This window comes from Cupriavidus sp. 05N40, from assembly GCF_056397305.1.
In genome coordinates this window covers 23,454-48,472 of the sequence record NZ_JBFTND010000022.1, presented here as the reverse complement: position 1 = coordinate 48,472, position 25,019 = coordinate 23,454, and the positions used below count along the sequence as shown (strand labels likewise).

Below are 25,019 nucleotides of genomic sequence, written 5' to 3'. Positions count from 1 at the left end.
GTGCAATGCGCCGGCGCGCCGGCTAACCGGGAACGACGCTGATGGCAGGCGGCATGGCGCGGGCACCGCCTGCGCGAAGCAGCGCACATGCCTCGCGCGCCGCTTCCAGGTCTGCGGCATTGCCGGCGTGGATGCGCAACAGCGCCTGCCCCGGCACAACGCGCTCGCCCACCGCGCACAGCAGGTCCACGCCGGCGCCGGGGCAGCGCGGCGCGCCGGCGCTGCGGGCAATGCCGGAAATGGCGAATCCGTCGATCTGCGTGACCACGCCGGCGCTCTGCGCGACCACCTCGTGCACGTGCGCGGCTGGTTTGTCCGCCACCGGCTTCGCGCCCTGGGCCGCCACGATGGCATCGAGCGCGGCGCGGGCGGCACCCGAGGCCAGCAGTTGTGCGGCACGCTGGCGGCCCGCCGCGGCTGTGCCGATGGCGGGGTCGAAGGCCAGGATCTCGCCAGCGAAGAAAAGTGCCTTGTCGCGCAGGTCGGCGGGCGCACGCGCATCGCCGTCCAGGACGAGGCGCACGTCGCGCACCTCGAGCGCCGGCCCCACGCCACGGCCAATGGGCTTGCTGCCGTCTGTGGCAAAGGCACGCACATGCATGCCCAGGCCTTGGCCCACCACCTCGAACAGGGCCGCCAGCTCGCGCGCCTCGGCCTCGCTCGCCAGCTTGGCCTGCGGGCCGTAGGGCAGGTCGACGATCACGTGCGTCGAGCCGGCCGTGTACTTCTTGGAAAGGATCGAGGCGACGGACCACCGGTTGGTATCGAGGCCGAGCGGGCGCGTGATGGCATTCATCACATCGTCGACCGGTGAGTGGTTGAGCCGGCCATTCCAGGCGATGCAGGCACGCGCCTGCGCCACGCAGCGGCRTACGCCCTCGAAGTCCAGGTCCACCTGCGCCAGCGTCTCCATCGCATCGGCCGTGCCGGACGCCGAAGTGATGGCCCGCGAGGATGTCTTTGGCATCGCCAGCCCGTGCGCGGCCACGATCGGCACGACGATCAGCGTGATGCGGCTGCCGGGCACGCCCCCCATCGAATGCTTGTCCACCACAATGGGCTCGCTCCAGTCGATGCGGCGCGAAAAGCGCGTGCGCGCCCGCGCCACCGCCACCACTTCCGCATCGGAGAGCTGGCGCGAGGCGGCCACCAGGAACGCCGTCAGTTCCAGCTCGGTATAGCGCCCTTCCACCGCGTCGCGCAGCACCGCCTCGAAGCCCGCTTCGTCGAGCGGCTCGCCCCGCAGCTTGGCACGCAGCGATGCGCGGCTGGCCGGCTCCGGCAGGCGACGCACGCGCACGGTGGCGCCCGCCACCGCGCCCAGCCGCTCGCGCAGCGGGCCTGACAGTCCCACTTCGTGGTCGCCCAGCAGCGCCGCGCTGTCCAGTACATGCAAGGCGGCGGGCAACTCCAGGCCGCCGGCGCRCACGGCCACGCGCGCGTGGCGAACGGCGTCGGCAACAGCGGGGGAAACGTAGGCGATATGCGCGCCTTCGGCCGAGACCGGCACCGGCCGCAGGGCCAGCGCAATGGCCGTCGAGCGCAATGCGTGCACGAAATGCATGACGCCGGCTTCGAGCGTGCCGTCATTGCACACCGAAACGCATGGCACGCCGGCCGGCATGGGATCGGGCGCGCGCTCCAGCCGGCGCCGCACCGCGTCGCCGGATTCGCGGCCCCGCGCAGCGATGCGTTGCGCCAGCACGGCAGCCGGCGCCGTCACGTGGATCACCATGAAATTCCGCATGCGCTGCGCCAGCGCCGCCACCACGCTGCGCGAACCGTTGGCTACCACGTGGCGTCCGCACTCCAGCTCGCGCAAGGTCGCTGCCGGCAAGCCGTATCGCAGGCCATGCGCCTGCCAGGTCATCAGGAACTCGCCGGCTGCCTCGCGGGCGGCGAACTCGCACTCATCGACGCCCTCGTGGTCCTCGCCTGGCGCACCTGCAGCGCGCGTGATCACCCGGCGCGCGAAGACATAGCGCGCATCGCCCGCCAGTGCCGCACGCGCGCCGTCCATCAAGGAGTCCTTGCCCGCCCCGCTGGGTCCCACCACGAGAAAGAACGTGCCGGCGGCCACGGGCTTGCCTAGCGGCGCCGTCGAGATGGTGCTGAAGTCCTCGCTTCTCATTTGTCGTCCTTTGCGGCATCGCGCAATTTTGCTTAGATATCGAAGTACTAGCTATGCTAGCAGCTGTCATCGCGTTGTCAAGATAAGTTCGACATCTAAGAATATGCAAGAGCCGGGCCAATGCCGGAAAGCCTTTGTGCACAAGGAACCGGAGGAATTTCCGTCTCCGGCGCCAGGCGAAATCCCTGTGCGGGTGCATGCCGGCGCCGGCCCTGCGCACGCCGCACTGATGTAGTGAGCACTACATTAGTGAAAGCGGACGGTCCGCAGCGCCACGCCCGCGTCGCGGCACTTCGGGGGCCGACGCGATATCATTCGGAGATACAGGCGCGGCGCTTCGCAGGCGCCGCAATCGGAATCGAAGACCGTCAACATGGCAACCACGAAAGCGAAAGCACCCCAGGCAGCCCCGAAGGAAGAGGAGCTTGCCAGCGAGCGCCTGGCTCACCTTGTCAAGGATGGGGCGCGCGCATTCATCCGTGCCCTGCAAATGCGGCTGGCCGAACACCAGGTGTCGTATGGGCACTGGGTGATCTTGCGCATCCTGTGGACCAACGACGGGCTGTCGCAACGCGAGCTGAGCGATCTCGCCGGCGTCACCGAGCCGACCACGTTCACCGCCGTCAAGGCACTCGAGGCCCTGGGCTATGTCGAACGCACGCACCTCCCCGGCAACAAGAAAAACATCCACGTTTTCCTGACGCGGTCGGGCAAGGCGCTCGAGCGCAAGCTGGTGCCGCTGGCGGAGGAAGTCAACGACATCGCCATCCAGGGCGTGTCGGCCGCGGAAGTGGCCGCGGCGCGCAAGGTGCTGATGGCCGTCATCCGCAACCTGGCGCAGGACGAGACCGAAGCGGAAGGCACTGGCCGCCGCGTGCCATCCACGCAAGAACTGGGCCGCCTGCTGGCAAGCCTCTGAGGCCCGCCGGAGACAAGCGCCCGCCGTCTGCGCGGGGTACGCGCCGGGAGCGCGCGAAAAAAAGCGCGAGGACTTGCCTCGCGCAACCAACATGACCGGTCGGCAGACTTCTGGCCGGCGATGCAGGAGTGACCTGACGTGTTGCCCTGCCCGCTTACACCGCGTCGTCCAGACCGATGTCCACCGCAGGTGCCGATTGGGTGATCTTGCTGGTGGAGATGTAGTCGACGCCGGTCTCGGCGATCGGGCGGATCGTTTCGAGGCGAATGCCACCTGACGCTTCGACCTTGATCCGCCCGTCGACGAAGGCCACCGCCTCGCGCATGTCGGGCACCGACATATTGTCGAGCATGATCACATCCACGCCCGCGTCGAGCGCCTCGCGCACCTGATCGAGCCGGTCGCATTCGACCTCGAGCCTGGTCAGCACCGGCAACTGCCGCCGCGCGCGCGCCACGGCCGCGGCAATGCTGCCGCAAACGGCAATATGGTTGTCCTTGATCATCACGCCATTGTCCAGGCTAAGCCGGTGATTCAGCCCGCCTCCGCAGGTGACCGCGTGCTTTTCCAGCGCCCGCAGCCCCGGGGTTGTCTTGCGGCTGTCGATCAGGCGCGCCTTGGTGCCGGCGATCGCTTCCACGTAGCGAGCCGTCTGGTTGGCGATGCCGCAGAGCCGCTGCATGATGTTCAGCGCCGTGCGCTCCGCGGTCAGCACGCTGCGCGCGGAGCCGCTCACCGCGATCAGGATGGCGCCCTTGCCGACCTTGTCGCCGTCRGCGACGCGTACGTCGACATGCAGTTCGGGGTCATAGCGCTTGAACACGCGCGCGGCCACGTCCACGCCGGCAATCAGCATCGGTTCACGTGCGTTCATATAGAACGAACCTGTCTCGTCCTTCTCGATCATGGTCTGGACGGTCAGGTCGCAGATGCCGATGTCTTCGGTCAGCCACAGGTCAATCAGCTTGTCGGTTGCAAAAGTGTCGTACATGCTTGGCTCCAGGTTCCGGTTGATCCGGCAGGTTCGCGTGGTATCCCACAAAAAATACTTAGATATCGAACTACATGAAGCAATCGTAGCACCTTGGCAGCCCTTGTCAATAAAAAGTTTGATCTCTAACTAAAATAGCGCGACGACCGGCGCAGGCCGGCGCGCGCCGATGCTGGCCAGTGCTCCTGCTTTCGCCCCCCCTTGCGATGGCCTGGCGCCTTTATTCCGTTTTCCGGAATTGACAAATCCCGACGGCGTCATTCCCGCCCCATCCCCGCCGGCGTCACAATGCGCATTGCGCCACGTTGCCGCAGCGGCCCGCATGCCGATGCGCGCTGGCCGTCCTTCCTCCGCTGGACCACTCCCCACAAGACGATGAGAACAATCACGATCAACGGCAAGCCGCATTCGATCGACCTGCCGGACGACGCCCCCCTGCTATGGGCGGTGCGCGACCACCTCGGCATGACCGGCACCAAGTTCGGCTGCGGCATGGCGCTGTGCGGCGCCTGCACCATGCACCTGGACGGGCAGCCCATCCGCTCGTGCGTGACGCCGATCTCGGCGGTCGCAGGCAAGAAGATCACCACCATCGAGGGCCTGTCGGCGGACAAGACCGGCCAGGCGCTGCAGGCGGCCTGGGAGGAATTCGGCGTGCCACAGTGCGGCTACTGCCAGGCGGGCCAGCTGATGTCCGCCACGGCACTGCTCCACGCCAACCCCCACCCGACCGAAGCCGATATCGACGGCGCCATGAGCGGCAATATCTGTCGCTGCGGCACCTATACCCGCATTCGCGCGGCCATCCAGCACGTGGCCAAGTCCAATGTGGCGGGCGCCAAGGCCGGTGGCAAGGCCACCGGCACCGCCGGCAAGCGGAGCGCCAAATGAACGCCCGCGACGCACTCACGACGGCCGCGRACGGCAGCCCGCAATCGGCAGCGCGCCGCCGCTGGCTCAAGGGCATGGGCGCCATCGCCGGGCTGACGCTCACGGTGGGCCTGGACGGCGTCGTGCTGGCCGCCGACGAACCCAAGAAATACGGTCGCGACGGCATGCCCGGCGGCGCGGTGGACAGCCCGCTGGTGTTCCTGTCCATCGGCGAGGACGGCCAGGTCTCCATCGTCTGCCACCGCTCCGAGATGGGCCAGGGCGTGCGCACCAGCCTGCCGATGGTGGTGGCCGACGAACTCGAGGCCGACTGGGCCCGGGTGCGCGTGGTGCAGGCGCCCGGCGACGAAGCGCGCTACGGCAGCCAGAACACCGACGGCTCGCGCAGCGTGCGGCATTTCTTCGAGCCGATGCGGCACGTGGGCGCAAGTGCCCGCGCCATGCTGGAAACCGCCGCGGCGGCGCGCTGGGGCGTGCCGGTGAGCGAGGTGCAGGCGCGCAACCATGCGGTGGTGCACGCCGCGAGCGGCAGGAGCCTGGGCTACGGCGCGCTGGCGAAGGACGCCGCGCGCCTGCCGGTGCCGGCACCCGCCAGCCTCAAGCTCAAGGACCCCGCGCAGTTCCGCTATATCGGCAAGGACAGCACGCGCAGCATCGACGGGCATGACATCGCCACTGGCCGCGCGCAATATGGCATCGACGTGCGCCTGGACGGCATGCTCTACGCCGTGGTGGCGCGCCCGCCGGTGTTCGGTGGCAAGGTCGCCAGCTTCGATGCCGCGCAGGCGATGAAGGTGCCCGGCGTGGTCAAGGTGGTGGAAATCGCCGGCAGCCCCGCGCCCGCGCTGTTCCACCCGCTCGGCGGCGTGGCGGTGATCGCCACCAATACCTGGTCGGCCATCAAGGGCCGCGAGGCGCTCAAGATCCAGTGGAACGACGGCCCCAACGCCAGCTATGAGTCCGCTGCTTTCCGCGCCACCATGGAAAAAGCCGCCAGCCAGCCCGGCAAGGTCGTGCGCAACCAGGGCGACGCCATGGCCGCGCTGGCCGGCCCCGGCAAACACGTCACGGCGCAGTACTACCTGCCGCATCTGGCCCATGCCACCATGGAGCCGCCGGTGGCCACCGCGCGCATCGCAGGCGGCAAGTGCGAGGTATGGACCTCCGTGCAGGCACCGCAGGCCACGCGCGAGACCGTGGCCGGGCATCTCGGCCTCAAACCCGAGGACGTCACCGTGCACGTGACGCTGCTGGGCGGCGGCTTCGGCCGCAAGTCCAAGCCGGACTTCGCCGCTGAAGCCGCGCTGCTGTCGAAGGCCATGGACGGCAAGCCGGTCAAGGTCACGTGGACGCGCGACGACGACCTGCACCACGATTACTTCCACACCGTCTCCGTCGAGCACATGGAAGCCATGCTGTCCGCCGACGGCCGCGCGCAGGCCTGGCTGCACCGCACCGCGGCTTCCACCATCGCCTCGATCTTCGCTGCCGGCGCCAGGAACGAAGCGGCGTTCGAGCTCGGCATGTCGGCCGTCAACATGCCCTTCGACATCCCCAACGTGCGCGTGGAGAACCCTGAGGTGGAGGCGCACACGCGCATCGGCTGGTTCCGTTCGGTATCCAACGTGCCGCACGCGTTCGCCGTGCAGTCGTTCGCGGCCGAACTGGCCGCCGCGGCCGGGCGCGATCACCGCGACTACCTGCTCGCGCTGCTGGGACCGGACCGCAAGGTCGACCCGACGCAACTGTCCGATACGTGGAACTACGGCGAGTCGCCGCAGCAGTATCCGCTCGATACTGCCCGGCTGCGCAACGTGATCGAACTGRCCACGCGCGAAGCCGGCTGGGGCAGGAAGCTGCCCAAGGGCCGCGGCCTCGGCCTGGCGGTTTGCTACAGCTTCGTGACCTATGTTGCGGCGGTGATCGAGGTGGCGGTGAGCGATGATGGCGGCATCAGCGTGCCGCGCATCGATATGGCGGTGGATTGCGGCGCGCAGATCAACCCGGACCGCATCCGCTCGCAGGTCGAAGGCGCCTGCATCATGGGCATCAGCCTCGCCACCACGGGCGAGATCACCTTCAAGGATGGACGTGCCCAGCAGGACAACTTCCACCAGTACGAAGTGATGCGCGCCCCGGCCGCACCGCGCGCCATCCACGTGCACCTGGTGCCGGGCAGCTTCGACGCGCCGCTCGGCGGCGTCGGCGAGCCCGCGGTGCCGGTCATCGCGCCGGCGCTGTGCAACGCCATCTTCGCGGCCACCGGCAAGCGCATCCGCGCGCTGCCGATCCGCGAGCAGCTCAAGGCGTAAGCCCCGCTGCGCGTGGCGGCGGGCCGGGCGGGAGATCACCCCGCCCGGCCCGTTTTCATTTCTGGCGCCGGCCTTTGAGCTGCCGGCACCGCTCCAGCAGCCGCAGCACCGCGGGGGAGCGCTCGTTGCGGCGATGGATCACCGCCAGGTGGGACAGCACATCGTTGCGCGCGAGCGGCTTGAATACCACGTCCGGCGGCGCGAACGCGCGCATGGAGGCCGGGATGAACGCCACGCCGAAGCCCGCCGCCACCATGCTGATGATGGTCGCCATCTGCCGCGACAGCGCCTCCACGCGCGGCTGGAAGCCGGCCTGGCCGCAGATGGCCAGCGTAATGGCGTAGAAGCCGGTGCCGTGTTCCGTGTGCGTGCAAATGAAGGTCTCGTCGCGCAGCAGCGCCACGTCGATGCGCGCGCGCCGCGCCAGCGGGTGGGTGGCGTGCATGGCCAGCACCACCGGTTCGGCCGCGATGTCGAGCAGCGCCACGCCTTCCGGCAGGGAGCGCAGCGGCGGCCGCACGAAGCCGATATCGAGCTCGCCGCGCGCCACGGCTTCGAGCTGCGCCGGCACGTCGGTCTCGCGCATCGACATGCCGACGCCGGGATACTCCTGGCGGAAACGATGGACCAGGCCCGGCAGCAGGCCAGACAACGCGGCCGATGCCACGTAGCCGATCGACACGCTGCCGACATCGCCCCGGCTGGCGCTGGCGGTGGCCAGCTCGGCCTGGCGTACCTGCCGCAGGATGCCGGCGGCCTCCTCGTAGAACACCGTGCCGACCTCGGTCAGCGCCAGGCGTCGCTTGTTGCGCGAGAGCAGGGGCGCGCCCGCCTCCTGCTCGATCCAGCGGAACTGCTGGCTCAGCGCCGGCTGCGAAATGCCGAGCCGCTCCGCCGCCCGCCCGAAGTGCAGTTCTTCGGCCAGCGCGACGAAATAGCGGTAATGGCGGAGTTCCAGGTTCATTGGCGCCGTCTTTTCCGGATCACCGGAGTTCGTCATGATCATAAGTCTAGCTTATCAAAAATTAAGCAAGCGATACTTGAACCTATGCTGCTCCCCGACGCATGATGCTGCCTTGGCGGCATGGAGTGCCGCGGCACGGATGGGGAGCAAGCCTCGCATGGGACTGGTGAACAAACAGGTGGGCAGCTGCGGCGAGGCCCTGCACGGGCTGCACGACGGCGCCACGGTGATGGTGGGCGGCTTCGGCAGCGCCGGACTGCCGGGTGGCCTGATCGGCGCGGTGCTGGCGCACGGCGCGCGCGACCTCACGGTGATATCCAACAATGCCGGCTACGACGGCGAGGGCGTGGCCAGCCTGATCGAGGCGGGCCGCGTGCGCAAGCTGGTCTGCTCCTACCCGCTGACCGCGGGCGCCACCGCCTTCCGCGACGCCTACCGGCGCGGCGAGATCGAACTCGAACTGGTGGCCCAGGGCACGCTGGTGGAGCGCATCCGCTGCGCGGGCGCCGGTCTGGGCGGCTTCTACTGCCCCATCACCGCCGGCACCATCCTGGCAGAAGGCAAGGACACGCGCGAGATCAAGGGCGTGCAGCATGTGCTGGAGCTGCCCTTGCATGCCGACTTCGCGCTGATCCGCGGCCGGCACGCCGACCGCCTCGGCAACCTGGACTATCAACTGGCCGGGCGCAACTTCAATCCCGTGATGGCCACGGCCGCGCGCGTGGTGGTGGCCGAGGTCGACGGCATGGTCGAGGCCGGCGCCCTGGACCCGGAACGGATCGTGACACCCGGCATCTTCGTGCACCGGGTGGTCGTCACGGCAGCGGCAACGCAAAATGGGAGCGCGCAATGATGCGGTGGACCCGTGAACAGGTCGCGCAGCGCGCGGCACAGGACATTCCCGCCGGGGCCTACGTGAACCTCGGCATCGGCCTGCCGGTGCAGGTGGGCGACATGATCCCGCCCGGCCGCGAGGTTTTCCTGCACAGCGAGAACGGCATCCTCCACCTGGGCCCGAGGCCGCCGGCCGGGCAGGAGAATCCGGAACTCGTCAATGCCAGCAAGCAGCCGGTGACGCTGCGCCCGGGCGCGGCGATCTTCGATTCCGCGCTGAGCTTCGCCATGATGCGCGGCGGCCATCTGGACCTGGCCATCCTCGGCGCGTATGAGGTCGCCGAGAACGGCGATCTCGCCAACTGGACCCGCGCCGACCCGAACACCCCGCCCGCGGTGGGCGGCGCCATGGAGCTTGCCTACGGCGCGCGCGAGGTGTGGGTGCTGATGGAACACACCACGCGCGAAGGCCGCCCGCGCCTGAGGCACCGCTGCAGCCTGCCGCTGACCGCGCACGGCGTGGTGAAGCGCATCTACACGGACCTGGCGGTGATGCGTGTCACGCCGGATGGCCTGCAGGTCGAAGCGATGGCCGAAGGCATGAGCCTCGACACGCTGCAACAGCTGACCGAGGCAAGGCTGCTGGCCTGACGCACGTATCGGCGCGCTGGCGGGTCCGGCGCGTGGACTCAGCCCAGGCGCTTCACCACCGCTTCGGTGAACTGCAGGGTCGAGGCCGATCCCTTCAGGTCGCCGGTCCTGACCTGGTCCTGGTTGAGCGCCTGGTCGATCGCGCCGCGCAGCCGGACCGCCAGGTCCTGCCGGCCCACATGCTCGAGCATCAGTCCGGCGGCCAGCATCAGCGAGATCGGGTTGGCGATGCCTTTGCCGGCGATATCCGGCGCCGAGCCGTGCACCGCTTCGAAGATGGCGGCGGCGTCGCCGATGTTCGCGCCCGGCGCCATGCCCAGGCCGCCTACCAGCCCGGCGATCTGGTCGGACAGGATATCGCCGAACAGGTTGGTACACAGCAGCATGTCGAACTGCCAGGGATCGAGCACGAGCTGCATCGCGCAGGCATCCACGATGCGGTCGTCCATCTCGACGCGGCCGGCATAGTCCTGCGCCACCTCGCGCGCGGCCTCCAGGAAAATCCCGGTCAGCGCCTTGAGGATATTGGCCTTGTGCACCACGGTGATCCTCTTGCGCTGGTTCTTCACCGCGTACTCAAAGGCGAAGCGGGCAATGCGCCGRCAGGCATCGCGCGTGTTGGTGCCGGTGGAGACCGCCACGGCATGCGGATCGTCTCCCACGCCGATGTAGTAGTCGTGCGCCACGTAGAAACCGCCCACGTTCTCGCGTACCAGCACCAGGTCGATATCCTCGAAGCGCCCCGGCACCAGCGTGCGCGCGGGCCGCACATTGGCGTAGAGGTTGAACGCCTCGCGCAGCCGCACGTTGACCGAGCGGAAGCCGCCGCCCACCGGCGTGGTCAGCGGCCCCTTGAGCGCCAGGCCGGTGCGGCGGATGCTCTCCAGCGTCGCCTCCGGCAGCGGGTCGCCACCCTGCGCGATGCCCGCCATGCCGGCCTGCTGCACGTCCCAGGAAAACGGCGCGCCCAGGGCATCGAGCAGCTTGACGGTGGCCTCCACGACTTCGGGGCCGATGCCGTCGCCGGGGATGAGGGTGGCGGGGATTTGTTGGGGTGTCGGGGTGACCATTTGGGTGTCCTGTCGTTGGCGTGCGATCTACAAGAATAGGTGATGGATCGACCGTCGGCGCTGCCGGCATCGACGCTGCGCGTCCCCCCGCAACCACCGCGCGACCCGCAACAGAAACGTCACAAAACCGACATGGCATCAGCTTGACACCCCCACCCCGATCGTCAAGAATCGCAGGATCGGGTTGCCTGCAAATCGCACGAAGCAGTGCCGGGGAGTGCGGGACGGCGCAAGAATGGCGCAAGAACGGCGCAGGAACGGCGCAAGAACGGCGCGGCAACAACACAGAAGCTGCGCCAAAGCAGCGGGGAAACGGCGTAGCATCGCCAGGCAGTTTTTCCGGGCCCGCTTCCCTTGCATGGGAACAAGCGCAAGCGGCCCTCCCTATCCCAGGAGGCACCATTGCGCCACAACGCCCGCAACAGCTCCAAGCCCGCCACCGCTGCCGCCGCCAGTGCGCCGCTGCTGTCCGGGCCCGTCATCAGCCAGCACAGCGAGCTGATCGCGGAACTGATCGATGCAGCCATCGCCGCCGGCACCAAGCCCAATCCCCGCGTCCCCGAAGTGGCTGCCCTGATCGAGGTATTGGGCGCGGATATCCGCCAGCGCGTGACCAACGGTTGCGCCGAACTCGATAGCGTCCGCGCGGGGCTGGACAGCGTGATGACGCTGGCGGAGATGCAAAGCGAGAAATCCGAAGAAGCCTACGGCATGTATTGCCTGCTGAGATTGCTGAGACATCAGCTGGAAGCAGCAGCGGGACAACTCCGGCAATTGATCTGACACCGCGCGCCACGCCGGCGCGCGCGATGCTTCCGGCTGCCATCGGTTTGGCGCGTCCATTGCGCCAGGCGTACCATCATTGCTTCATTCCCAACCGCTGGTTGCAAATCATGGACAAGGCCCGGGCACTCACTCTCTTTCTTGGCGTCGTGCGGGCGAAGAGCTTCAACCAGGCGGCAGTGGAGGCCGGCGTCACACCGCAAGCCGTCARCAAGGCGATTCGCACCCTGGAGGAAGAACTGGGCGTGCGGCTTTTTCACCGGACCACGCGCAAGATGAGCCTGTCCACCGAGGGTGCCCGGCTATTCGAGCTCGCGGAGCCCGGCATGCGTCAGCTCGACGAGGCGCTCGGACAGGTGCGCAGCAGCAAGAGCGAAGACGACGGAATGATCCGTCTCACGGCGCCGCCTTCCATTGGCGCCCGCGTGCTGGTGCCGCTGATCAGGGCATTCCGCGAACAGTACCCCGGGATCACCTTCGATATCGTCTTGAGCGACCTGTTCACTGACCTGGTCGAGTCACGGATCGATATCGGATTTCGCGCCGGCACGAGCCCCGGCCAGAATCTCGTGGCCCGGCGGCTGTGCGACCTGCCGCTGCTGATCTGTGCCGCCCCGGCCTACCTGGAAAAGCATGGCGAGCCGGGTAGCCTGGAAGACCTCGCCAACCACCAGTGCACAGGGTTCAGGCGCCCCGTCACGGGCCGCATGGTGCCATGGGAGCTGCAGGTGGACGGCAATCTCGTGTACCAGGAATTCCCCGCCGTGGCCACCTTCAACGACGTCGAGACGGAGGTCGAGGCGGTGCGGGCCGGCATCGGGATCGGTCAGCTCTCGGCCTACATGGTGCACGAGGACCTCGGGACCGGCAGGCTCGTCCCGGTGCTGTCGCGCTTCAGCAGCAATAATGTGGGCCTCTACATGTACTACCCGCATCGCAGCCACATCCCCGTACGGGTCAGGCGCTTCATTGACTTCGTGGCCGATGCCAGCCGCGGTGCCGAGCATTCGCTGTCGCAGCTGGCGGGCGTTGCGGGCGCCGCCAGCCCCACAAGGCGCACGCGGCGCCAGGCCGGCTAGCGCCATGCGCCACGGCGGATCGCGCGGCGAGATCCGAGGGCACCCTCAGGCACTTTCGCCATGCGAGAACGCTGCTAATATTGTCTGAGCCATGCATGCGCTGGCCGGAGTCGCTCCCGCGGCTTTCGGGGCTGCGCGATTCGCGGCCGCACGGCTGCGCGCCGGGACGGATGAGGGGGACGTGATGAATAAGGCCGATCCGAAAGACTTGCCACCGTCGCCACTCGCCAGCCGCCAGCACCAGCTCTATCCGCTACTGAGCCAGGCGCAGCTGCAACTGATGAGCCGCTATGGAGAGCGGCGCCACATTCCCGCCGGCGAGGTGCTGTTCCGGCAGGGCGACCGCCATGTCAGGACCTTCGTCGTGCTCTCCGGCGGCGTCCAGGTCGAACGCAGTACCGCCCTCGGCTCGCACGTCGTCGGCAAGCACGGCCCCGGCATGTTCTCGGGCGATATCGGTTCGCTGGTCGGGCGAGGCGCGGTCGCTACCGTCAAGGCCGACCGCGACAGCGAGATGCTCGTCATCGAGGCCGAGGCAATGCGTACGCTGGTCATTTCCGAAGCCGACCTCAGCGAGATTGTCATGCGCGCGTTCATCCTGCGGCGCGTCGCCTTCATCGACGATGAAGCAGGTGGCGGCGTGATCGTGATTGGCTCGCGGCAGTGTCCCAACGTGCTTCGCCTGCGCGAGTTCCTTGCGAGAAACGGCCAGCCGGCGGCTTACTTCGACATCGAAGTGCATGAGGAAGCAAAGGACCTGATGCGCCGGTTCAGTGTCCGCGCCGAGGATATTCCCGCCGTCATCACGCCGCGCGGCGAGGTCTTGCGAAATCCGAGCAACCGCGAGCTGGCCGACGCGATCGGCTCAAGCCCGGACGCACTGCACGGAAGGCACTTCGACCTTGCGGTGGTCGGCGCGGGCCCCGCCGGCCTGGCCGCCGCGGTGTATGGCGCGTCCGAAGGCCTGCGGGTCATCGTGCTGGACGCCAAGGCGCCCGGCGGCCAGGCGGGCACGAGTTCCAAGATCGAGAACTACTTCGGTTTTCCGACAGGCATCTCGGGGCGGGCGCTGGCGGGGCGCGGCTTGTCGCAGGCGCGGAAATTCGGCGTCGAGGTGGCCGTGCCGGTGCAGGTGGAAGCGCTGCGCTGCGATGGTGAAGCCGCGTTCGACATGCGGCTCGACAACGGGGAGGATATTCACGCGCGCGCGGTGGTGATCGCCACGGGCGCGAGGTATCGCAAGCCGCCCCTGAAGAACCTGGCGCAATTCGAAGGAAGGGGGATCTATTACAACGCCTCGTTCATGGAGGCGACCTACTGCTCCGACGACGCGGTGATCGTCGTCGGTGGCGGGAATTCGGCGGGGCAGGCGGCGGTATTCCTCTCGGGACACTCGCGCCACGTCCACGTCATGGTCCGCGCCAAGGGCCTCGCGGCGAGCATGTCGCGTTACCTGATCCAGCGGATCGAAGCCGCCGGCAACATCACGCTGCATACGGAGACCGAGATCGTCGACCTGATCGGCGACTCCAGGCTGCGGCAGGTGCGGTGCGTGACGCGGGGCAAGGACCCCGTGCTGCTGGACATCGAGCACGTGTTCCTGTTCCTTGGCGCGGATCCTTGTACGGCGTGGCTGGGCGATTGCGTGGCGCTGGACGAGAAGGCCTTCGTCCTCACGGGCTCGCAGGTGCCGCCCTCCCTCTGGCGGCTCGAGCGGCCTCCGCAGCCCATGGAGACAAGCCATCCGGGCATCTTCGCCGTTGGCGACGTGCGCGCCGGCTCCGTGAAGCGCGTTGCCGCCGCGGTTGGCGAGGGAGCGGTGGCGGTGCAGTCCTTGCACGAGTACTTCGCGGGCTGAGCCGCGGCCGGAACTGGCACAAGCTTGGCGCAGGCCTGGCGCGGACCCGGCGCGGCCCGCGGCCGGACGCCAGGCACTGGCAGGCGCGGGTATTACGCCGTGGTATTCAGCATCGAGCCCGAGGTGTTGCCGTTCTCGGCCAGCAGGGTCCGGGTCAGTGCGTTCATGGCCGTCTGCAGCGACGCCGAGGTCTGGGCGACCTGGGCCTGGAGGTTGCCCACGGCGGCGGTCTTGGCCTCGCGGTCCATCTTGCTGGCCTCGACTGCCTTGAGCTGGCGCAGTTCTTCGGCCAGTTGCTTCTGCAACTGGGCGATCTGCTTCTTCAGTTCCTTGACGGTGTCGGACTCGCCGCTGCTGCTGTCGCTGCTGGCGCCGCTGGCACTGGCGCCCCCCAGCCCGGCCGGGCCGGAGATGTGGCCGCCCGCGGCGGAAGCCGATGCGCCCGTGGCCTGGGTGTCCTGGCCTTCGGCCGCTGCGGCCTTGACGGGGGTAGTCGATCCGGAAGGCGTTACCTGAGGGGCAAACGCGGTGATGCTCGACATGATCAGGTTGTCCGAAGAGTTTGGCATAACCGGATCATCGGCACCCGGGCGGAGAACTTGAGCGGCTTGCGGTGGCTGCGCGCGCGGCCGCCCCCCCGGGCGCCCCCTTTACCGGTCGACAATCGTCCCCAGGTTGATGCGCACGCGCTGCAGCAGGCTGATCAGCTGGTCCCGGTCCTGCGCGCTCAGGCCGGCCAGCGCCTCGGCGGCGACCTCGTCGCCGACGCGGCGCGCCTTGTCCAGCGCCATCTCTGCCTTGGCCGTCATGCGCACCACGCGTTCGCGGCGGTCTTCGGGATTGGGCTTGCGCTCGATCCAGCCCCCCTCTTCCATGCGGTCCAGCAGGCGGCCGGCGGAGATCGGCGCCACTTCCAGCAGGTCCGCCAGCCGCGCCTGGTTCACTTCGCCGTAGTGGCTCAGGTAGGCAAGCGCATGGCACTGCGCGCGGGTCAGGTCGAGCGAGGACTTCGCCAGGTCGTCGAAACGCTTGCCGCACAGGCGGCCAACGTCCGAGACCAGGAAGCCAAAGCGCTTTTCGAGTTTCGTTTCCATGGCGCGATTGTACAAACATCTGCGCGGCGCCCCTTCAGTGCGCGGGGAGGACGTAAGCGCTTGCCACATCGGGGCGCCGCCGTATAATAAGCATGCTTATCATCCTGCCAGGCCGCCCCCACCATGTCTTCCCTAGCGGTGCCCGCGCGCGTCGAGACGCCGCTCAACCGGCCCATGATCACTATCGCAATCATGGCCGCGACCCTGATCCAGACGCTCGACAGCACCATTGCCAACGTGGCGCTGCCGCACATGCAGGGCAGCCTGTCCGCCTCGCAGGACGAGATCACCTGGGTCCTCACTTCCTATATCGTCGCCGCCGCGATCGCCACGCCRCTCACCGGCTGGCTTTCCGACCGGCTCAGCGTCAAGCGACTGCTGGCCATCTCGATCGCCGGTTTCACCGTGGCCTCGGCCTTGTGCGGGCTCTCCGAGACGCTGGCGCAGATCGTCGCATCGCGCCTGCTGCAGGGGATCTTCGGTGCCTCGCTGGTGCCGCTGTCGCAGTCGATCCTGCTCGATATCAACCCGCGCGAGAAGCAGGGACAGGCCATGGCGGTGTGGGGCATGGGCGTCATGGTGGGACCCATCCTGGGCCCGACCCTGGGGGGCTGGCTGACCGACAGCTACAACTGGCGCTGGGTATTCTTCATCAACGTGCCGATCGGAGCCTTCGCGCTGTTCGGCGTGCTGTCGTTCCTGCCGAACCGGGAGCCGGCGCGCAGCGTCAGGTTCGATGCCTTCGGCTTCATCACGCTGGGGCTGGCCATCGGCGCGTTCCAGGCCATGCTGGACCGCGGCGAACAGCTCGACTGGTTCGGCTCGATGGAGATCCGCGTGGAGGCCATCGTGGCGGCGCTGGCCTTCCTGTACTTTGTCGCGCACACCGCCACGGCAGGCAAGCTCTCTTTTTTCCGCTACGAACTGCTCAAGGACCGCAACTTCGCCACCGGCGCCTGCTTTATCTTCGTGATCGGCGCGGTGATGTACGCCACGCGCGCGCTGCTGCCGCCCATGCTGCAGAACCTGATGGGCTACCCCGTCGCCACCACCGGGCTGGTGACCGCGCCGAGCGGCGCCGGCACCATGCTGGCCATGCTGCTGGCCGGGCGCCTGCTCAAGCGCATCGACGCGCGCATGCTGCTGCTGTGCGGCTTCCTGATCTCGGCCTTCGCGCTGTGGCAGATGATGCAGTACACCATCGTGCTGTCGGTTTCGGACATCGTGTGGCCAGGCGTCATCCAGGGCTTCGGGCTGGGGCTGGTGTTCGTGCCGCTGAGCGCGCTGACCTTCTCCACCCTGGCGCCGGCGTTGCGCGCCGACGGCACCGCCACCTACAGCCTGATGCGCAATATCGGCAGCAGCATCGGCATCTCCGTGATCCAGACCCTGATGACGCGCAATACGCAGGTCGCGCACGCAGACCTGGCCGCCAACGTGAGCATCTACAACCCGGCCATGCAGTCGCTGCTGGCCAGCGGCTCGCGCCATGACCTGGCCTTGCTCAACCAGTCGATCAACCAGCAGGCCACGATGATCGCATACCTCAACGACTTCAAGGTCATGTTCGTGGCAACGCTGCTGGTGGTGCCGCTGATCCTCCTGATCAAGCCCGCCCGCCACGCCGACGATGCCACCGTGGCCCACGCCGCCATGGATTGACGCGGCGCGGCGGCCCGGTCAGCCGGCGGCGGCCGTGCGCGCCTGCCGGTCGAGGTATTCCGCCACCGCCCGCTGGAATACCGGCAGCTTGCCGGTGAAGAAATGGTTGGCGCCCGGCACCACCACCACGGGCAACTCCTGCGGCCGCGCCCAGTCGAACACCGCCTGCAGCGGCACGTTGGCGTCCTGCTCGCCGTGGATGACCAAGGCATCGGCCGGCACCGCCGGCGTGTCGTAGCTGCGCCCGCCCGGTGCCGGTCCCGCCGGCATGCCGGCCAGGACCAGGCTCGCCACGCGGCCACCGGATGCCAGCACCCGTCCCGCCACGCGCGTCTGCACATAAGCCCCGAACGAGAATCCCGCCAGCGCCAGCGGCAAGCCGGGATGCGCCTGCATGAGCTGCCGCACCACGCCCAGGGTGTCGTCCGTCTCGCCCTCGCCGGTATCGTGCCCGCCCTGCGTGCCGCCCACGCCACGGAAGTTAGGGCGCACTGCCAGGTAGCCGCGTGCCTCGAACAGCCTGGCCAGCGCCACCGGTATCTTGTGCGTGGCGCTGCCGCCGAGCAGCGGATGCGGGTGCGCGATCACCGCGATGCCCTTGGGGGCGCCCTGCGGCGCGTTGGCCAGGGCCTCGATGCGGCCGGCGGCGCCATCGAACCAGAGCGGATTGTCAGGGGAAGAAAGCGAAGACATGGGGAAGCGAAACTCGATGGATGTGGCGGCCCGGGCAGCGGATGCCGCGCCGCGAACCGGCATTGTAATGCCGGCGGCCCGCGGACGCGCCGGGGCCGCTCCTGCCTATACTCACTCCAGCACGGATACCGCTTCTCTGCCGCCGATCAGGAGGACTCCCCATGAGCGCCCCCCAAGCCCCAGCCGCACCAGTGCCCAAGCCACTGCCGCCACAGGTGGTGCCGGCCGGCTACCGGCAAGGCATCATCACCGCCATCACGGTATTGCTGGGCTTCTCGCTGGCATTCTGGCGCTTCTGGGGCTTCGAAAGCCCCGGACACTGGAGCGCGCAGGCGCTGTGCGCGGCGGTGTCGCTGGTGGCTGCCGTGTGCCTGCAGATCGTCGCGCTGTTCCGCTCGCTGCGCATCGAGGACGACCAGGTCCCGGAATACCGCAAGACCGTGCGCTGGTTCATCGCCTCCGCGCTGGCGTTGCTGATCGGCCTGTCCGGCGCCATGCTGGATGCCGCCCTGCAAGGCTGAGCGGCCGTTCACGGGCGCCGCGCGAGGGCCGCCAAGCAGGCTCGCGCGACCGCAAGTAGAATGCACATCGCCTTACCAAGACAGGAGACAAGCCCATGCCGATTCCCGCCACGCTGGCGTGCCTTTGCGGCCAGGTCGAGCTGCGCATCGCCGGGGAACCCGTCGCGAAAGCCAACTGCCATTGYCAGGCCTGCCGTGACTTCTATGCAACGCCGATGTTCGCGGCGACAGCCTGGGAACCCTCGCAAGTGACGGTGCAACGCGGTGCCGAGCACGTCGCCACGTATCACCATGCCACGCGCGCGCTGCAGCGCCAGTTCTGCCGGCATTGCGGCGAGACCCTGTTCGGCATCAACCGGCTGGGCATGTCGGTGGTGCCCAACAGCTTGTTCGCGCGGGCGGCCGGCGGCCAGTTGCCGGAAGCCCTGCAGCCGGCCATGCACCTGTTCTACCGTCACCGCGTGGTGGATGTGGCGGACGATCTGCCCAAGTACCTGGACGGCTGGGACGGCCCCCTTCACAAGGCCGGCTTCTGAGCCGCCCGCCGCCGGGGATCCCGGGCGGCGCGGCATCATTGCTAGCGCCGCCCGGGCAAGGTCATGGCGGCCACGCCCGTCACCACGCAGGCCAGCCCGATCCATGCGGCGGGCGCCAGCGACTCGCCGAGGAACACCATGCCGATGGCCACGCCGACCGGCACGCGCAGGTAGGCCTGCGCGGTGGTTCCTACCGGGCCGAGCGTGCGCACCAGGCGGAAATAGATCACGAAGGCCAGCGCCGTGGAGAACACCGACAACGCCAGCAGGGCCGCCACCGATGCCATCGACGGATGCAGCGTCCAGGGCCGGTCCACCACGACGCTGACCGGCACCAGCAGCGCCGCGCCGACCATCAGCGAACCGGCGGCCGGCGCGGCCGGCGGCAGGTCCTTGAAGCCGCGGCCATAGATCGCCGCGCCGGCATAGCAGACCGTGGCGGCCACGATGGCCAGCTGCGGCAGCAATTGCTGGCCGAGCCCGCCAAGCGCGCTCGCGCCCACGATCATGCAGATGCCGGCCAGCCCGGCCGCCACGCCAAGCAGCTTGCGTGCGGTGATGCGCTCGTGCCGCGTGACGAGCCATGTGCCCAGCACGGCGATGACCGGCGAAGACGAGTTCAGGATGGTGGCCAGCCCGGCCGGCACCGACTGCTCGGCCCAGGCGATCAGCGTGAACGGCACCACGCTGTTGAGCAGGGCCTGTACCGCGAAGCGCCGCCAGACCATGGCATCGACCGGCATCGGCACGCCCGTGGCCGCCATCCACGCGACGAGAAGCCCGCCGGCGATCAGCGTTCTTGCCGCGATCAGGGTCAGCGGTGGAATCGTGGCGACGCCGATGCGGATGAAGGTGTAGGACGCGCCCCACAGCGTGGACAGCGCCAGCAGGAGCAGCAGGTCCGCGGCGCGCCCGCGCGTGCGCGGCGGGTCGTGCGGACCACGGGCATGGCCGCTGGCAGGGTTGGCGGCCGCATCGGCCGCCGGCGTGACTTGCATGGCTGTCTCCGCAGCTGGACTTGCCTCCATTGTGGAAGCCAGGCGCGGGAAACGTTTCAACGCGTGCCGAAGGATGGATTGCACGCCGTCCGGCATGCCGGACGGCAGAGACTTCAGCTTAGTTGGAGCGGCTGCTGTCGCCGCCGAGCGGATCCACCGTGATCTGCACCTGGCGCAACACGCCCTGGCTGTCGAAGTAGCAACTGAACAGCGAGGCGAGCATGCCGTCCTGGCGGAAGCGGTAGGACCAGACCTCGCGCTTCATCAGCGGAAAATACTGGAGTGGCATGCGCGGCTTGCCGAAATGCTCCTCCACGTCGCGCTTGGTCCAGGTATCGACCTTGGCCTTGTAGATTTCCGTGTTGGTCAGCATCTGCCGGAAGTCCGTCAGCTTGCCGCCGGCATCGAAATCCGCCGCGTAGGCCTGGTAGCCGAGCGGCTGCCTGGAGTAGATCCAGCGGGTGGTGCCATCGGCCAGGCGATACACGTCGGTGGGCGTGCCGAAGGTGCCGCGCACGGCATCTTCGGGAGCGCCGATCATCTTCTGGGCCGTTTCCACCGGCTGCAGCACGCTGCAGCCCGGCAGCGCGGCCGCCGCGGCGGCGCACAACAGCCAGCCACCAAGGTATTGCGAAGGAGTCTTCATGGTTTCGATCCTGGTCCGGGTCGGCACGCCTGGAGCAGCGTCCGGCTGCGGGGCGATGGTGCCCTGGCGCGCTGGCGCCGGCGGCCGCTCCTGCCTGCAATATAGAGCATCGGCCGGCACACCGCCCGAAGCCGCGCGCGGGAAGCCATCCCGGGGGTAACCGATACCACGAAGCACTGGGCTGGCGGCTGCCCGCCAGCCACCGCCTATCGTTCGCCCAGCCGGCCGACAATACCCTTGCGGAACGTCAGGACGCACACAATGAATATCACGCCCATCACCATGGAAACCGATTCGCCAAGGGCGTTGAAGCCGTCGATACCGGTCAGCGCGCCAAGGTAGCTGCCTATCTCGCCCAGCTTGTTCTCGAGCGCCACCACCACGAAGGCGCCGATGATCGGTCCCGACAATGTGCCAAGCCCGCCCACCAAGGTCATGAGGATCACCAGGCCCGACATCGACCAGTGCACGTCGGAGAGCGTCTCGAAACCCAGCACCAGCGCCTTGATCGAACCCGCCAGCCCCGACAAGGCCGCGGACAGCACAAACGCCATCAGCTTGAAGCGGTCCACGTCATAGCCGAGCGAGATGGCGCGCGGCTCGTTCTCCCGGATCGCCTTGAGGATCTGGCCGAACGGCGAATGCACGGTGCGAACGATCAGCGCGAAGGCCGCGACGATCATCGCCAGGGCCACGTAGTACAGCGTCGTATCGTCGGACAGCGACAGCAGGCCAAGCAGCTTGCCGCGCGGAATGCCCTGCAAGCCGTCTTCCCCGCCCGTGAAGGGTGTCTGCAGGCAGATGAAGTACAGCATCTGCGCCAGCGCCAGCGTGATCATCGAGAAGTAGATGCCCTGCCGGCGGATGGCCAGCGAGCCGACCGCATAGCCGATCAGCGCCGCGCTGCCCGCGCCCAGGAGCAAGCCGGTCTCCGGGCTTACGCCCCACACCTTCATGGCGTGGCCGGCCGCGTAGCCGGCACCGCCGAAGAAAGCGGCATGCCCGAAGGACAGCAGCCCGGTGTAGCCGATCAGCAGGTTGAACGCACAGGCGAACAGCGCGAAGCACAGTACCTTGAGCACGAACACGGGGTAGGCGCCGGCCAGCGGCGCCACCAGCAAGCCCAGCAGCAGCAGGCCATACAAGGCGCCCTTCGGAAAGCGGCGGGCCGCCGCGTCTTGCCGCGGTGTGATCGCCGCGATGGATTGTCCGTTCATCATTTCTCCTTCCCGAACAGCCCTGCCGGGCGCAGTAGCAGCACGATCACCATGATGACGAACACCACGGTCGACGATGCCTCTGGATAGAACACCTTGGTGAAACCCTCGATCACGCCGAGCCCGAGCCCGGTGAAGATCGAGCCCGTGATCGAGCCCATGCCGCCGATCACCACGACGGCGAACACGATGATGATCAGGTTCTGCCCCATCAGCGGCGATACCTGCATGACCGGCGCGGCCAGCACGCCGGCAAACGCCGCCAGCGCCACGCCGAAGCCATAGGTCAGCATCACCATCAGCGGCACGTTGACGCCGAAGGCCTCCACCATCCTGGGGTTCTCGGTACCGGCGCGCAGGTAGGCGCCGAGCCTGGTCTTCTCGATGATGAACCACGTCGCCAGGCACACCACGAGCGATGCGGCCACCACCCATACGCGATAGTCTGGCAAGCGCATGAAGCCCAGGTCCGTGGCGCCTTGCAGCGCTTCCGGCGGCGAGTACGGCAGGCCCGACACGCCATAGACGGCGCGGAACACGCCCTCGATCACGAGCGTGATGCCCAGCGTCAGCAGCAGGCCATAGATGTGGTCGAGCTCGTAGATCCGGCGCAGCATGGTCTTCTCGATGACGACACCCAGCACCGCCACCACCAGCGGCGACAGCCCCAGCATCACCCAGTAGCTCAGCCCGGCGTATTCCATGCCGGCCCATGCCAGCAGCGCGCCGAGCATGAAAAGCGCGCCGTGCGCGAAGTTGATCACGTTGAGCAGGCCGAAGATCACGGCCAGTCCCAGGCTCAGCATCGCATAGAAGGCGCCGTTGACGAGCCCCAGCATCAACTGCGACAGCAGGGCCGGGAGCGGGATAGCGAATATGGTCATGCGACGTTCCTTATACGCCCAGCAGTGCATGCAGCACGGGCATCTTCGTTTCCAGCTCATTGGCCGCGAAGCGCTCAACGATGCTGCCGTGCTCCATCACATAGAAGCGGTCCGCCAGCGGCGCGGCAAAGCGGAAGTTCTGCTCCACCATCACCACCGTGTACCCCCTCGTCTTCAGCATCAGGATCATGCGGGCCAGCGCCTGCACGATCACCGGCGCGAGTCCTTCCGAGATTTCATCGAGCAGCAGCAGGTTGGCGCCGGTGCGCAAGATGCGCCCGACCGCCAGCATCTGCTGCTCGCCGCCCGACATGCGCGTGCCCTGGCTCTCGCGGCGCTCCTTCAGGTTCGGGAACATCTCGTAGATCTCGGCCTCGCTCATGCCGGCGCGCCGCCCCTTCAGTTGCGGCGGCAGCAGCAGGTTCTCCCCGCACGACAGGCTGGAGAAGATGGCGCGCTCCTCGGGGCAGTAGCCAATGCCGTAGTGCGCAATGCGGTGTGTGGGCAACCCGATGGTTTCATTGCCGTCGACGCGGATCGAGCCCTTGCGCGTGCCGGTGAGGCCCATGATCGCGCGCAGTGTCGTGGTGCGCCCCGCACCGTTGCGACCCAGCAGCGTGACCACCTCGCCGCGATTCACGCTCAGGTCCACCCCGTGCAGGATGTGGGATTCGCCGTACCAGGCGTGCAGGTCCCTGATCTCGAGGGCCGGTGTGTTCGATGTTGTCATGTCTTCCCTCAGTGCGCGCCCCGCAGTTCGGCATCAGCGGTGCCCATGTACGCCTCCATCACGCGCGGGTCCGTCGACACCGCTGCGTACGGGCCCTCGGCCAGGATGGCGCCACGCTGCAACACCGTGATCTTGTCGGCGATCGATGCGACCACGTTCATGTTGTGCTCCACCATCAGGATGGTGCGGCCCGCCGACACTTTCCTGATGAGCTGCGTCACGCGGTCCACGTCTTCATGGCCCATGCCCTGCGTGGGCTCGTCAAGCAGCATCAGCTCCGGATCCATCGCCAGCGTGGTGGCGATCTCCAGCGCGCGCTTGCGGCCATACGGCAGGTTGACAGTCACGGTTTGCGCAAACTCGGYCAAGCCGACCTGTTCGAGCAGCTCCATCGCGCGGTCGTCGAGCACCCTGAGCGAACGTTCGCTGCGCCAGAACCGGTACGCGGTGCCAAGCTGGCGCAGCAGCCCGATGCGCACGTTGTCCCGCACGGTCAGGTGCGGGAATACCGCCGAAATCTGGAACGAGCGAATCACCCCGCGCCGCGCGATCTGCGCCGGACGCTCACGGGTGATATCGATACCGTTGAAGAGAATGGTGCCGGTGGTCGGCTCCAGGAACTTGGTGAGCAGATTGAAGCAGGTGGTCTTGCCCGCGCCGTTGGGGCCGATCAGGGCATGGATCGAGCCGCGGCGTACGCGCAGGCCAACGCCGCTGACCGCGGTGAATCCCCGGAATGTTTTTCCCAGGTTGCGGGTTTCTAGTATCAAGTCGTCTAGGTGCATGGCCGTGACACAATGGGTATGCCTTGGAGATATGGCCGCCGAAGCGGTGCTCAGCCCGCGATGGGCAGCGTCGTGATGGCGTACGCATGCCGCAGGGTGCGGCGGAGCACCGGGTCGTCGAGCTCGATCTCGAAGCGCTCTGCCGCCCGGATCCCGCCTATCGCGGGCAAGGTCCCGCACAGCATCGCCGAACCGTCGGAGAAGTCGCCGCCATGCCCGGCGAACTTCGCCAGCAGATCGGCCGGAGAGCGCATGGCCGTCACCGCGCCCTCCTGATACAGCACGCGCTCGCCGTCGATGGTGGCGTAGGAACGCAAGATCAGCCGGTCCCAGTGGCCCTCGACCTCGGCGAGGCGCCACAGGGCCGCGGAGCAAGGTTTCTCGCACATCTGCTTCGAAACCGTGATGCCATAGGTTTCCACCTCGCGGTCGGTGTGATCCGATSCAATGCCGATCAGGATCTCGCCTGCGTCCTTTACCAGCAGGAACTCCGCCTCGCCGCTGCTCGCCTCGCCGCTCACCTGGATCTCCCGCGGCGAAGCCAGGCGTTGCGCCGCCACACGATAGAAGACCGGCGTGTAGGGCGGGCGCCTGACGCCGAGCGCTTCCAGTTCCCGGATGTGGGCCTCCATGGCTTCGGCATCCCGTCCGGTCCAGCCCGCCACGACGAGCTGGCGGATCGTGACGCTGCGCTGCGAATTTCCCTGGCGGCTCTCGATATCAAAAGTGAGCGTTTTCATGCTGAATGGTCTCCTGGATGGTGGGTCTGG

Annotated in this window: 25 protein-coding genes; 11 read left to right on the top strand and 14 right to left on the bottom strand. The window is 67.9% G+C overall.

Annotated features, from left to right (window positions below):
• Nucleotides 1-22: 22 nt before the first annotated feature.
• Nucleotides 23-2,131, bottom strand: a complete 2,109-nt coding sequence (phnN, locus tag AC1DO7_RS07680) for a phosphonate metabolism protein/1,5-bisphosphokinase (PRPP-forming) PhnN (protein ID WP_477115960.1) — start codon at nucleotides 2,129-2,131, stop codon at nucleotides 23-25.
• Between the two features lie 373 nt (nucleotides 2,132-2,504).
• Between phnN and AC1DO7_RS07675 the strand changes: the two genes are divergently transcribed.
• On the top strand, nucleotides 2,505-3,050 hold the full coding sequence (locus AC1DO7_RS07675; RefSeq protein WP_441614648.1) for a MarR family winged helix-turn-helix transcriptional regulator: 546 nt from the start codon (nucleotides 2,505-2,507) through the stop codon (nucleotides 3,048-3,050).
• Nucleotides 3,051-3,204: 154 nt separating this feature from the next.
• On the opposite strand, the gene nadC is transcribed toward AC1DO7_RS07675, so the two are convergent.
• Nucleotides 3,205-4,041, bottom strand: a complete 837-nt coding sequence (gene nadC / locus AC1DO7_RS07670) for a carboxylating nicotinate-nucleotide diphosphorylase (RefSeq protein ID WP_441614650.1) — start codon at nucleotides 4,039-4,041, stop codon at nucleotides 3,205-3,207.
• 375 nt (nucleotides 4,042-4,416) lie between these two features.
• On the opposite strand from nadC, the gene AC1DO7_RS07665 reads away from it, so the two are divergent.
• Nucleotides 4,417-4,932 (top strand): (2Fe-2S)-binding protein, encoded by a 516-nt coding sequence (locus AC1DO7_RS07665; protein WP_441614652.1) that lies wholly within the window; start codon nucleotides 4,417-4,419, stop codon nucleotides 4,930-4,932.
• The gene (locus tag AC1DO7_RS07660) at nucleotides 4,929-7,244 is read left to right on the top strand and encodes a xanthine dehydrogenase family protein molybdopterin-binding subunit (protein WP_477115959.1); all 2,316 of its coding nucleotides are present in this window, start codon (nucleotides 4,929-4,931) and stop codon (nucleotides 7,242-7,244) included. Before AC1DO7_RS07665 ends, AC1DO7_RS07660 begins: the two co-directional genes overlap by 4 nt.
• Before the next feature lie 55 nt (nucleotides 7,245-7,299).
• On the opposite strand, the gene AC1DO7_RS07655 is transcribed toward AC1DO7_RS07660, so the two are convergent.
• Nucleotides 7,300-8,208 (bottom strand): LysR family transcriptional regulator, encoded by a 909-nt coding sequence (locus tag AC1DO7_RS07655; RefSeq protein ID WP_441614656.1) that lies wholly within the window; start codon nucleotides 8,206-8,208, stop codon nucleotides 7,300-7,302.
• A gap of 163 nt (nucleotides 8,209-8,371) precedes the next feature.
• Between AC1DO7_RS07655 and AC1DO7_RS07650 the strand changes: the two genes are divergently transcribed.
• Both AC1DO7_RS07650 and AC1DO7_RS07645 read left to right on the top strand, forming a co-directional pair.
• A complete protein-coding gene (locus AC1DO7_RS07650; protein ID WP_441614753.1) occupies nucleotides 8,372-9,061 on the top strand; it encodes a 3-oxoacid CoA-transferase subunit A in 690 nt (229 codons plus the stop codon).
• Complete coding sequence (locus tag AC1DO7_RS07645; protein WP_441614658.1) at nucleotides 9,058-9,693, top strand: 3-oxoacid CoA-transferase subunit B; 636 nt, start codon at nucleotides 9,058-9,060, stop codon at nucleotides 9,691-9,693. Before AC1DO7_RS07650 ends, AC1DO7_RS07645 begins: the two co-directional genes overlap by 4 nt.
• 38 nt (nucleotides 9,694-9,731) lie before the next feature.
• Here the strand turns inward: AC1DO7_RS07645 and AC1DO7_RS07640 are convergent, their stop codons facing one another.
• Entirely contained in the window at nucleotides 9,732-10,763 is a 1,032-nt protein-coding gene (locus tag AC1DO7_RS07640; RefSeq protein WP_441614660.1) for an isocitrate/isopropylmalate dehydrogenase family protein, read from the bottom strand.
• A 402-nt stretch (nucleotides 10,764-11,165) separates the two neighbouring features.
• On the opposite strand from AC1DO7_RS07640, the gene AC1DO7_RS07635 reads away from it, so the two are divergent.
• From AC1DO7_RS07635 to AC1DO7_RS07625, 3 genes are all read left to right on the top strand, one after another.
• Complete coding sequence (locus AC1DO7_RS07635; protein WP_441614662.1) at nucleotides 11,166-11,546, top strand: DUF1484 family protein; 381 nt, start codon at nucleotides 11,166-11,168, stop codon at nucleotides 11,544-11,546.
• Nucleotides 11,547-11,656: 110 nt separating this feature from the next.
• Complete coding sequence (locus AC1DO7_RS07630) at nucleotides 11,657-12,625, top strand: LysR family transcriptional regulator (protein WP_477115961.1); 969 nt, start codon at nucleotides 11,657-11,659, stop codon at nucleotides 12,623-12,625.
• A gap of 184 nt (nucleotides 12,626-12,809) precedes the next feature.
• Nucleotides 12,810-14,483, top strand: a complete 1,674-nt coding sequence (locus AC1DO7_RS07625) for an FAD-dependent oxidoreductase (RefSeq protein WP_441614757.1) — start codon at nucleotides 12,810-12,812, stop codon at nucleotides 14,481-14,483.
• Between the two features lie 92 nt (nucleotides 14,484-14,575).
• On the opposite strand, the gene AC1DO7_RS07620 is transcribed toward AC1DO7_RS07625, so the two are convergent.
• Both AC1DO7_RS07620 and AC1DO7_RS07615 read right to left on the bottom strand, forming a co-directional pair.
• A complete protein-coding gene (locus AC1DO7_RS07620; RefSeq protein ID WP_441614664.1) occupies nucleotides 14,576-15,052 on the bottom strand; it encodes a hypothetical protein in 477 nt (158 codons plus the stop codon).
• 81 nt (nucleotides 15,053-15,133) lie between these two features.
• Nucleotides 15,134-15,577, bottom strand: coding sequence for a MarR family winged helix-turn-helix transcriptional regulator (locus AC1DO7_RS07615; RefSeq protein ID WP_441614666.1), 444 nt, complete (start codon nucleotides 15,575-15,577; stop codon nucleotides 15,134-15,136).
• 123 nt (nucleotides 15,578-15,700) lie between these two features.
• Here AC1DO7_RS07615 and AC1DO7_RS07610 point away from each other — a divergent pair, with 123 nt between their 5' ends.
• A complete protein-coding gene (locus AC1DO7_RS07610; RefSeq protein WP_441614668.1) occupies nucleotides 15,701-17,239 on the top strand; it encodes a DHA2 family efflux MFS transporter permease subunit in 1,539 nt (512 codons plus the stop codon).
• An 18-nt stretch (nucleotides 17,240-17,257) separates the two neighbouring features.
• On the opposite strand, the gene AC1DO7_RS07605 is transcribed toward AC1DO7_RS07610, so the two are convergent.
• Complete coding sequence (locus AC1DO7_RS07605; protein WP_441614670.1) at nucleotides 17,258-17,932, bottom strand: alpha/beta hydrolase; 675 nt, start codon at nucleotides 17,930-17,932, stop codon at nucleotides 17,258-17,260.
• A gap of 161 nt (nucleotides 17,933-18,093) precedes the next feature.
• Here AC1DO7_RS07605 and AC1DO7_RS07600 point away from each other — a divergent pair, with 161 nt between their 5' ends.
• Entirely contained in the window at nucleotides 18,094-18,453 is a 360-nt protein-coding gene (locus AC1DO7_RS07600; protein ID WP_441614672.1) for a hypothetical protein, read from the top strand.
• 95 nt (nucleotides 18,454-18,548) lie between these two features.
• Entirely contained in the window at nucleotides 18,549-18,989 is a 441-nt protein-coding gene (locus AC1DO7_RS07595; protein ID WP_441614674.1) for a GFA family protein, read from the top strand.
• A 41-nt stretch (nucleotides 18,990-19,030) separates the two neighbouring features.
• Here the strand turns inward: AC1DO7_RS07595 and AC1DO7_RS07590 are convergent, their stop codons facing one another.
• The 7 genes from AC1DO7_RS07590 to AC1DO7_RS07560 form a co-directional block, all read right to left on the bottom strand.
• Nucleotides 19,031-19,987 carry a DMT family transporter gene (locus AC1DO7_RS07590; RefSeq protein WP_441614676.1) on the bottom strand — a complete coding sequence of 319 codons (957 nt, stop codon included), beginning with the start codon at nucleotides 19,985-19,987 and terminating at the stop codon, nucleotides 19,031-19,033.
• 118 nt (nucleotides 19,988-20,105) lie between these two features.
• Complete coding sequence (locus tag AC1DO7_RS07585) at nucleotides 20,106-20,633, bottom strand: hypothetical protein (protein WP_441614678.1); 528 nt, start codon at nucleotides 20,631-20,633, stop codon at nucleotides 20,106-20,108.
• A gap of 206 nt (nucleotides 20,634-20,839) precedes the next feature.
• Nucleotides 20,840-21,850: a branched-chain amino acid ABC transporter permease gene (locus AC1DO7_RS07580; RefSeq protein WP_441614680.1), complete on the bottom strand. Its 1,011-nt coding sequence runs from the start codon at nucleotides 21,848-21,850 to the stop codon at nucleotides 20,840-20,842.
• On the bottom strand, nucleotides 21,850-22,734 hold the full coding sequence (locus AC1DO7_RS07575) for a branched-chain amino acid ABC transporter permease (protein WP_441614682.1): 885 nt from the start codon (nucleotides 22,732-22,734) through the stop codon (nucleotides 21,850-21,852). Before AC1DO7_RS07575 ends, AC1DO7_RS07580 begins: the two co-directional genes overlap by 1 nt.
• 10 nt (nucleotides 22,735-22,744) lie before the next feature.
• Nucleotides 22,745-23,464, bottom strand: a complete 720-nt coding sequence (locus AC1DO7_RS07570; RefSeq protein ID WP_441614684.1) for an ABC transporter ATP-binding protein — start codon at nucleotides 23,462-23,464, stop codon at nucleotides 22,745-22,747.
• An 8-nt stretch (nucleotides 23,465-23,472) separates the two neighbouring features.
• The gene (locus tag AC1DO7_RS07565) at nucleotides 23,473-24,249 is read right to left on the bottom strand and encodes an ABC transporter ATP-binding protein (RefSeq protein WP_477115958.1); all 777 of its coding nucleotides are present in this window, start codon (nucleotides 24,247-24,249) and stop codon (nucleotides 23,473-23,475) included.
• 50 nt (nucleotides 24,250-24,299) lie between these two features.
• Nucleotides 24,300-24,989, bottom strand: a complete 690-nt coding sequence (locus tag AC1DO7_RS07560) for a DUF2848 domain-containing protein (RefSeq protein ID WP_477115957.1) — start codon at nucleotides 24,987-24,989, stop codon at nucleotides 24,300-24,302.
• Nucleotides 24,990-25,019 lie beyond the last annotated feature (30 nt).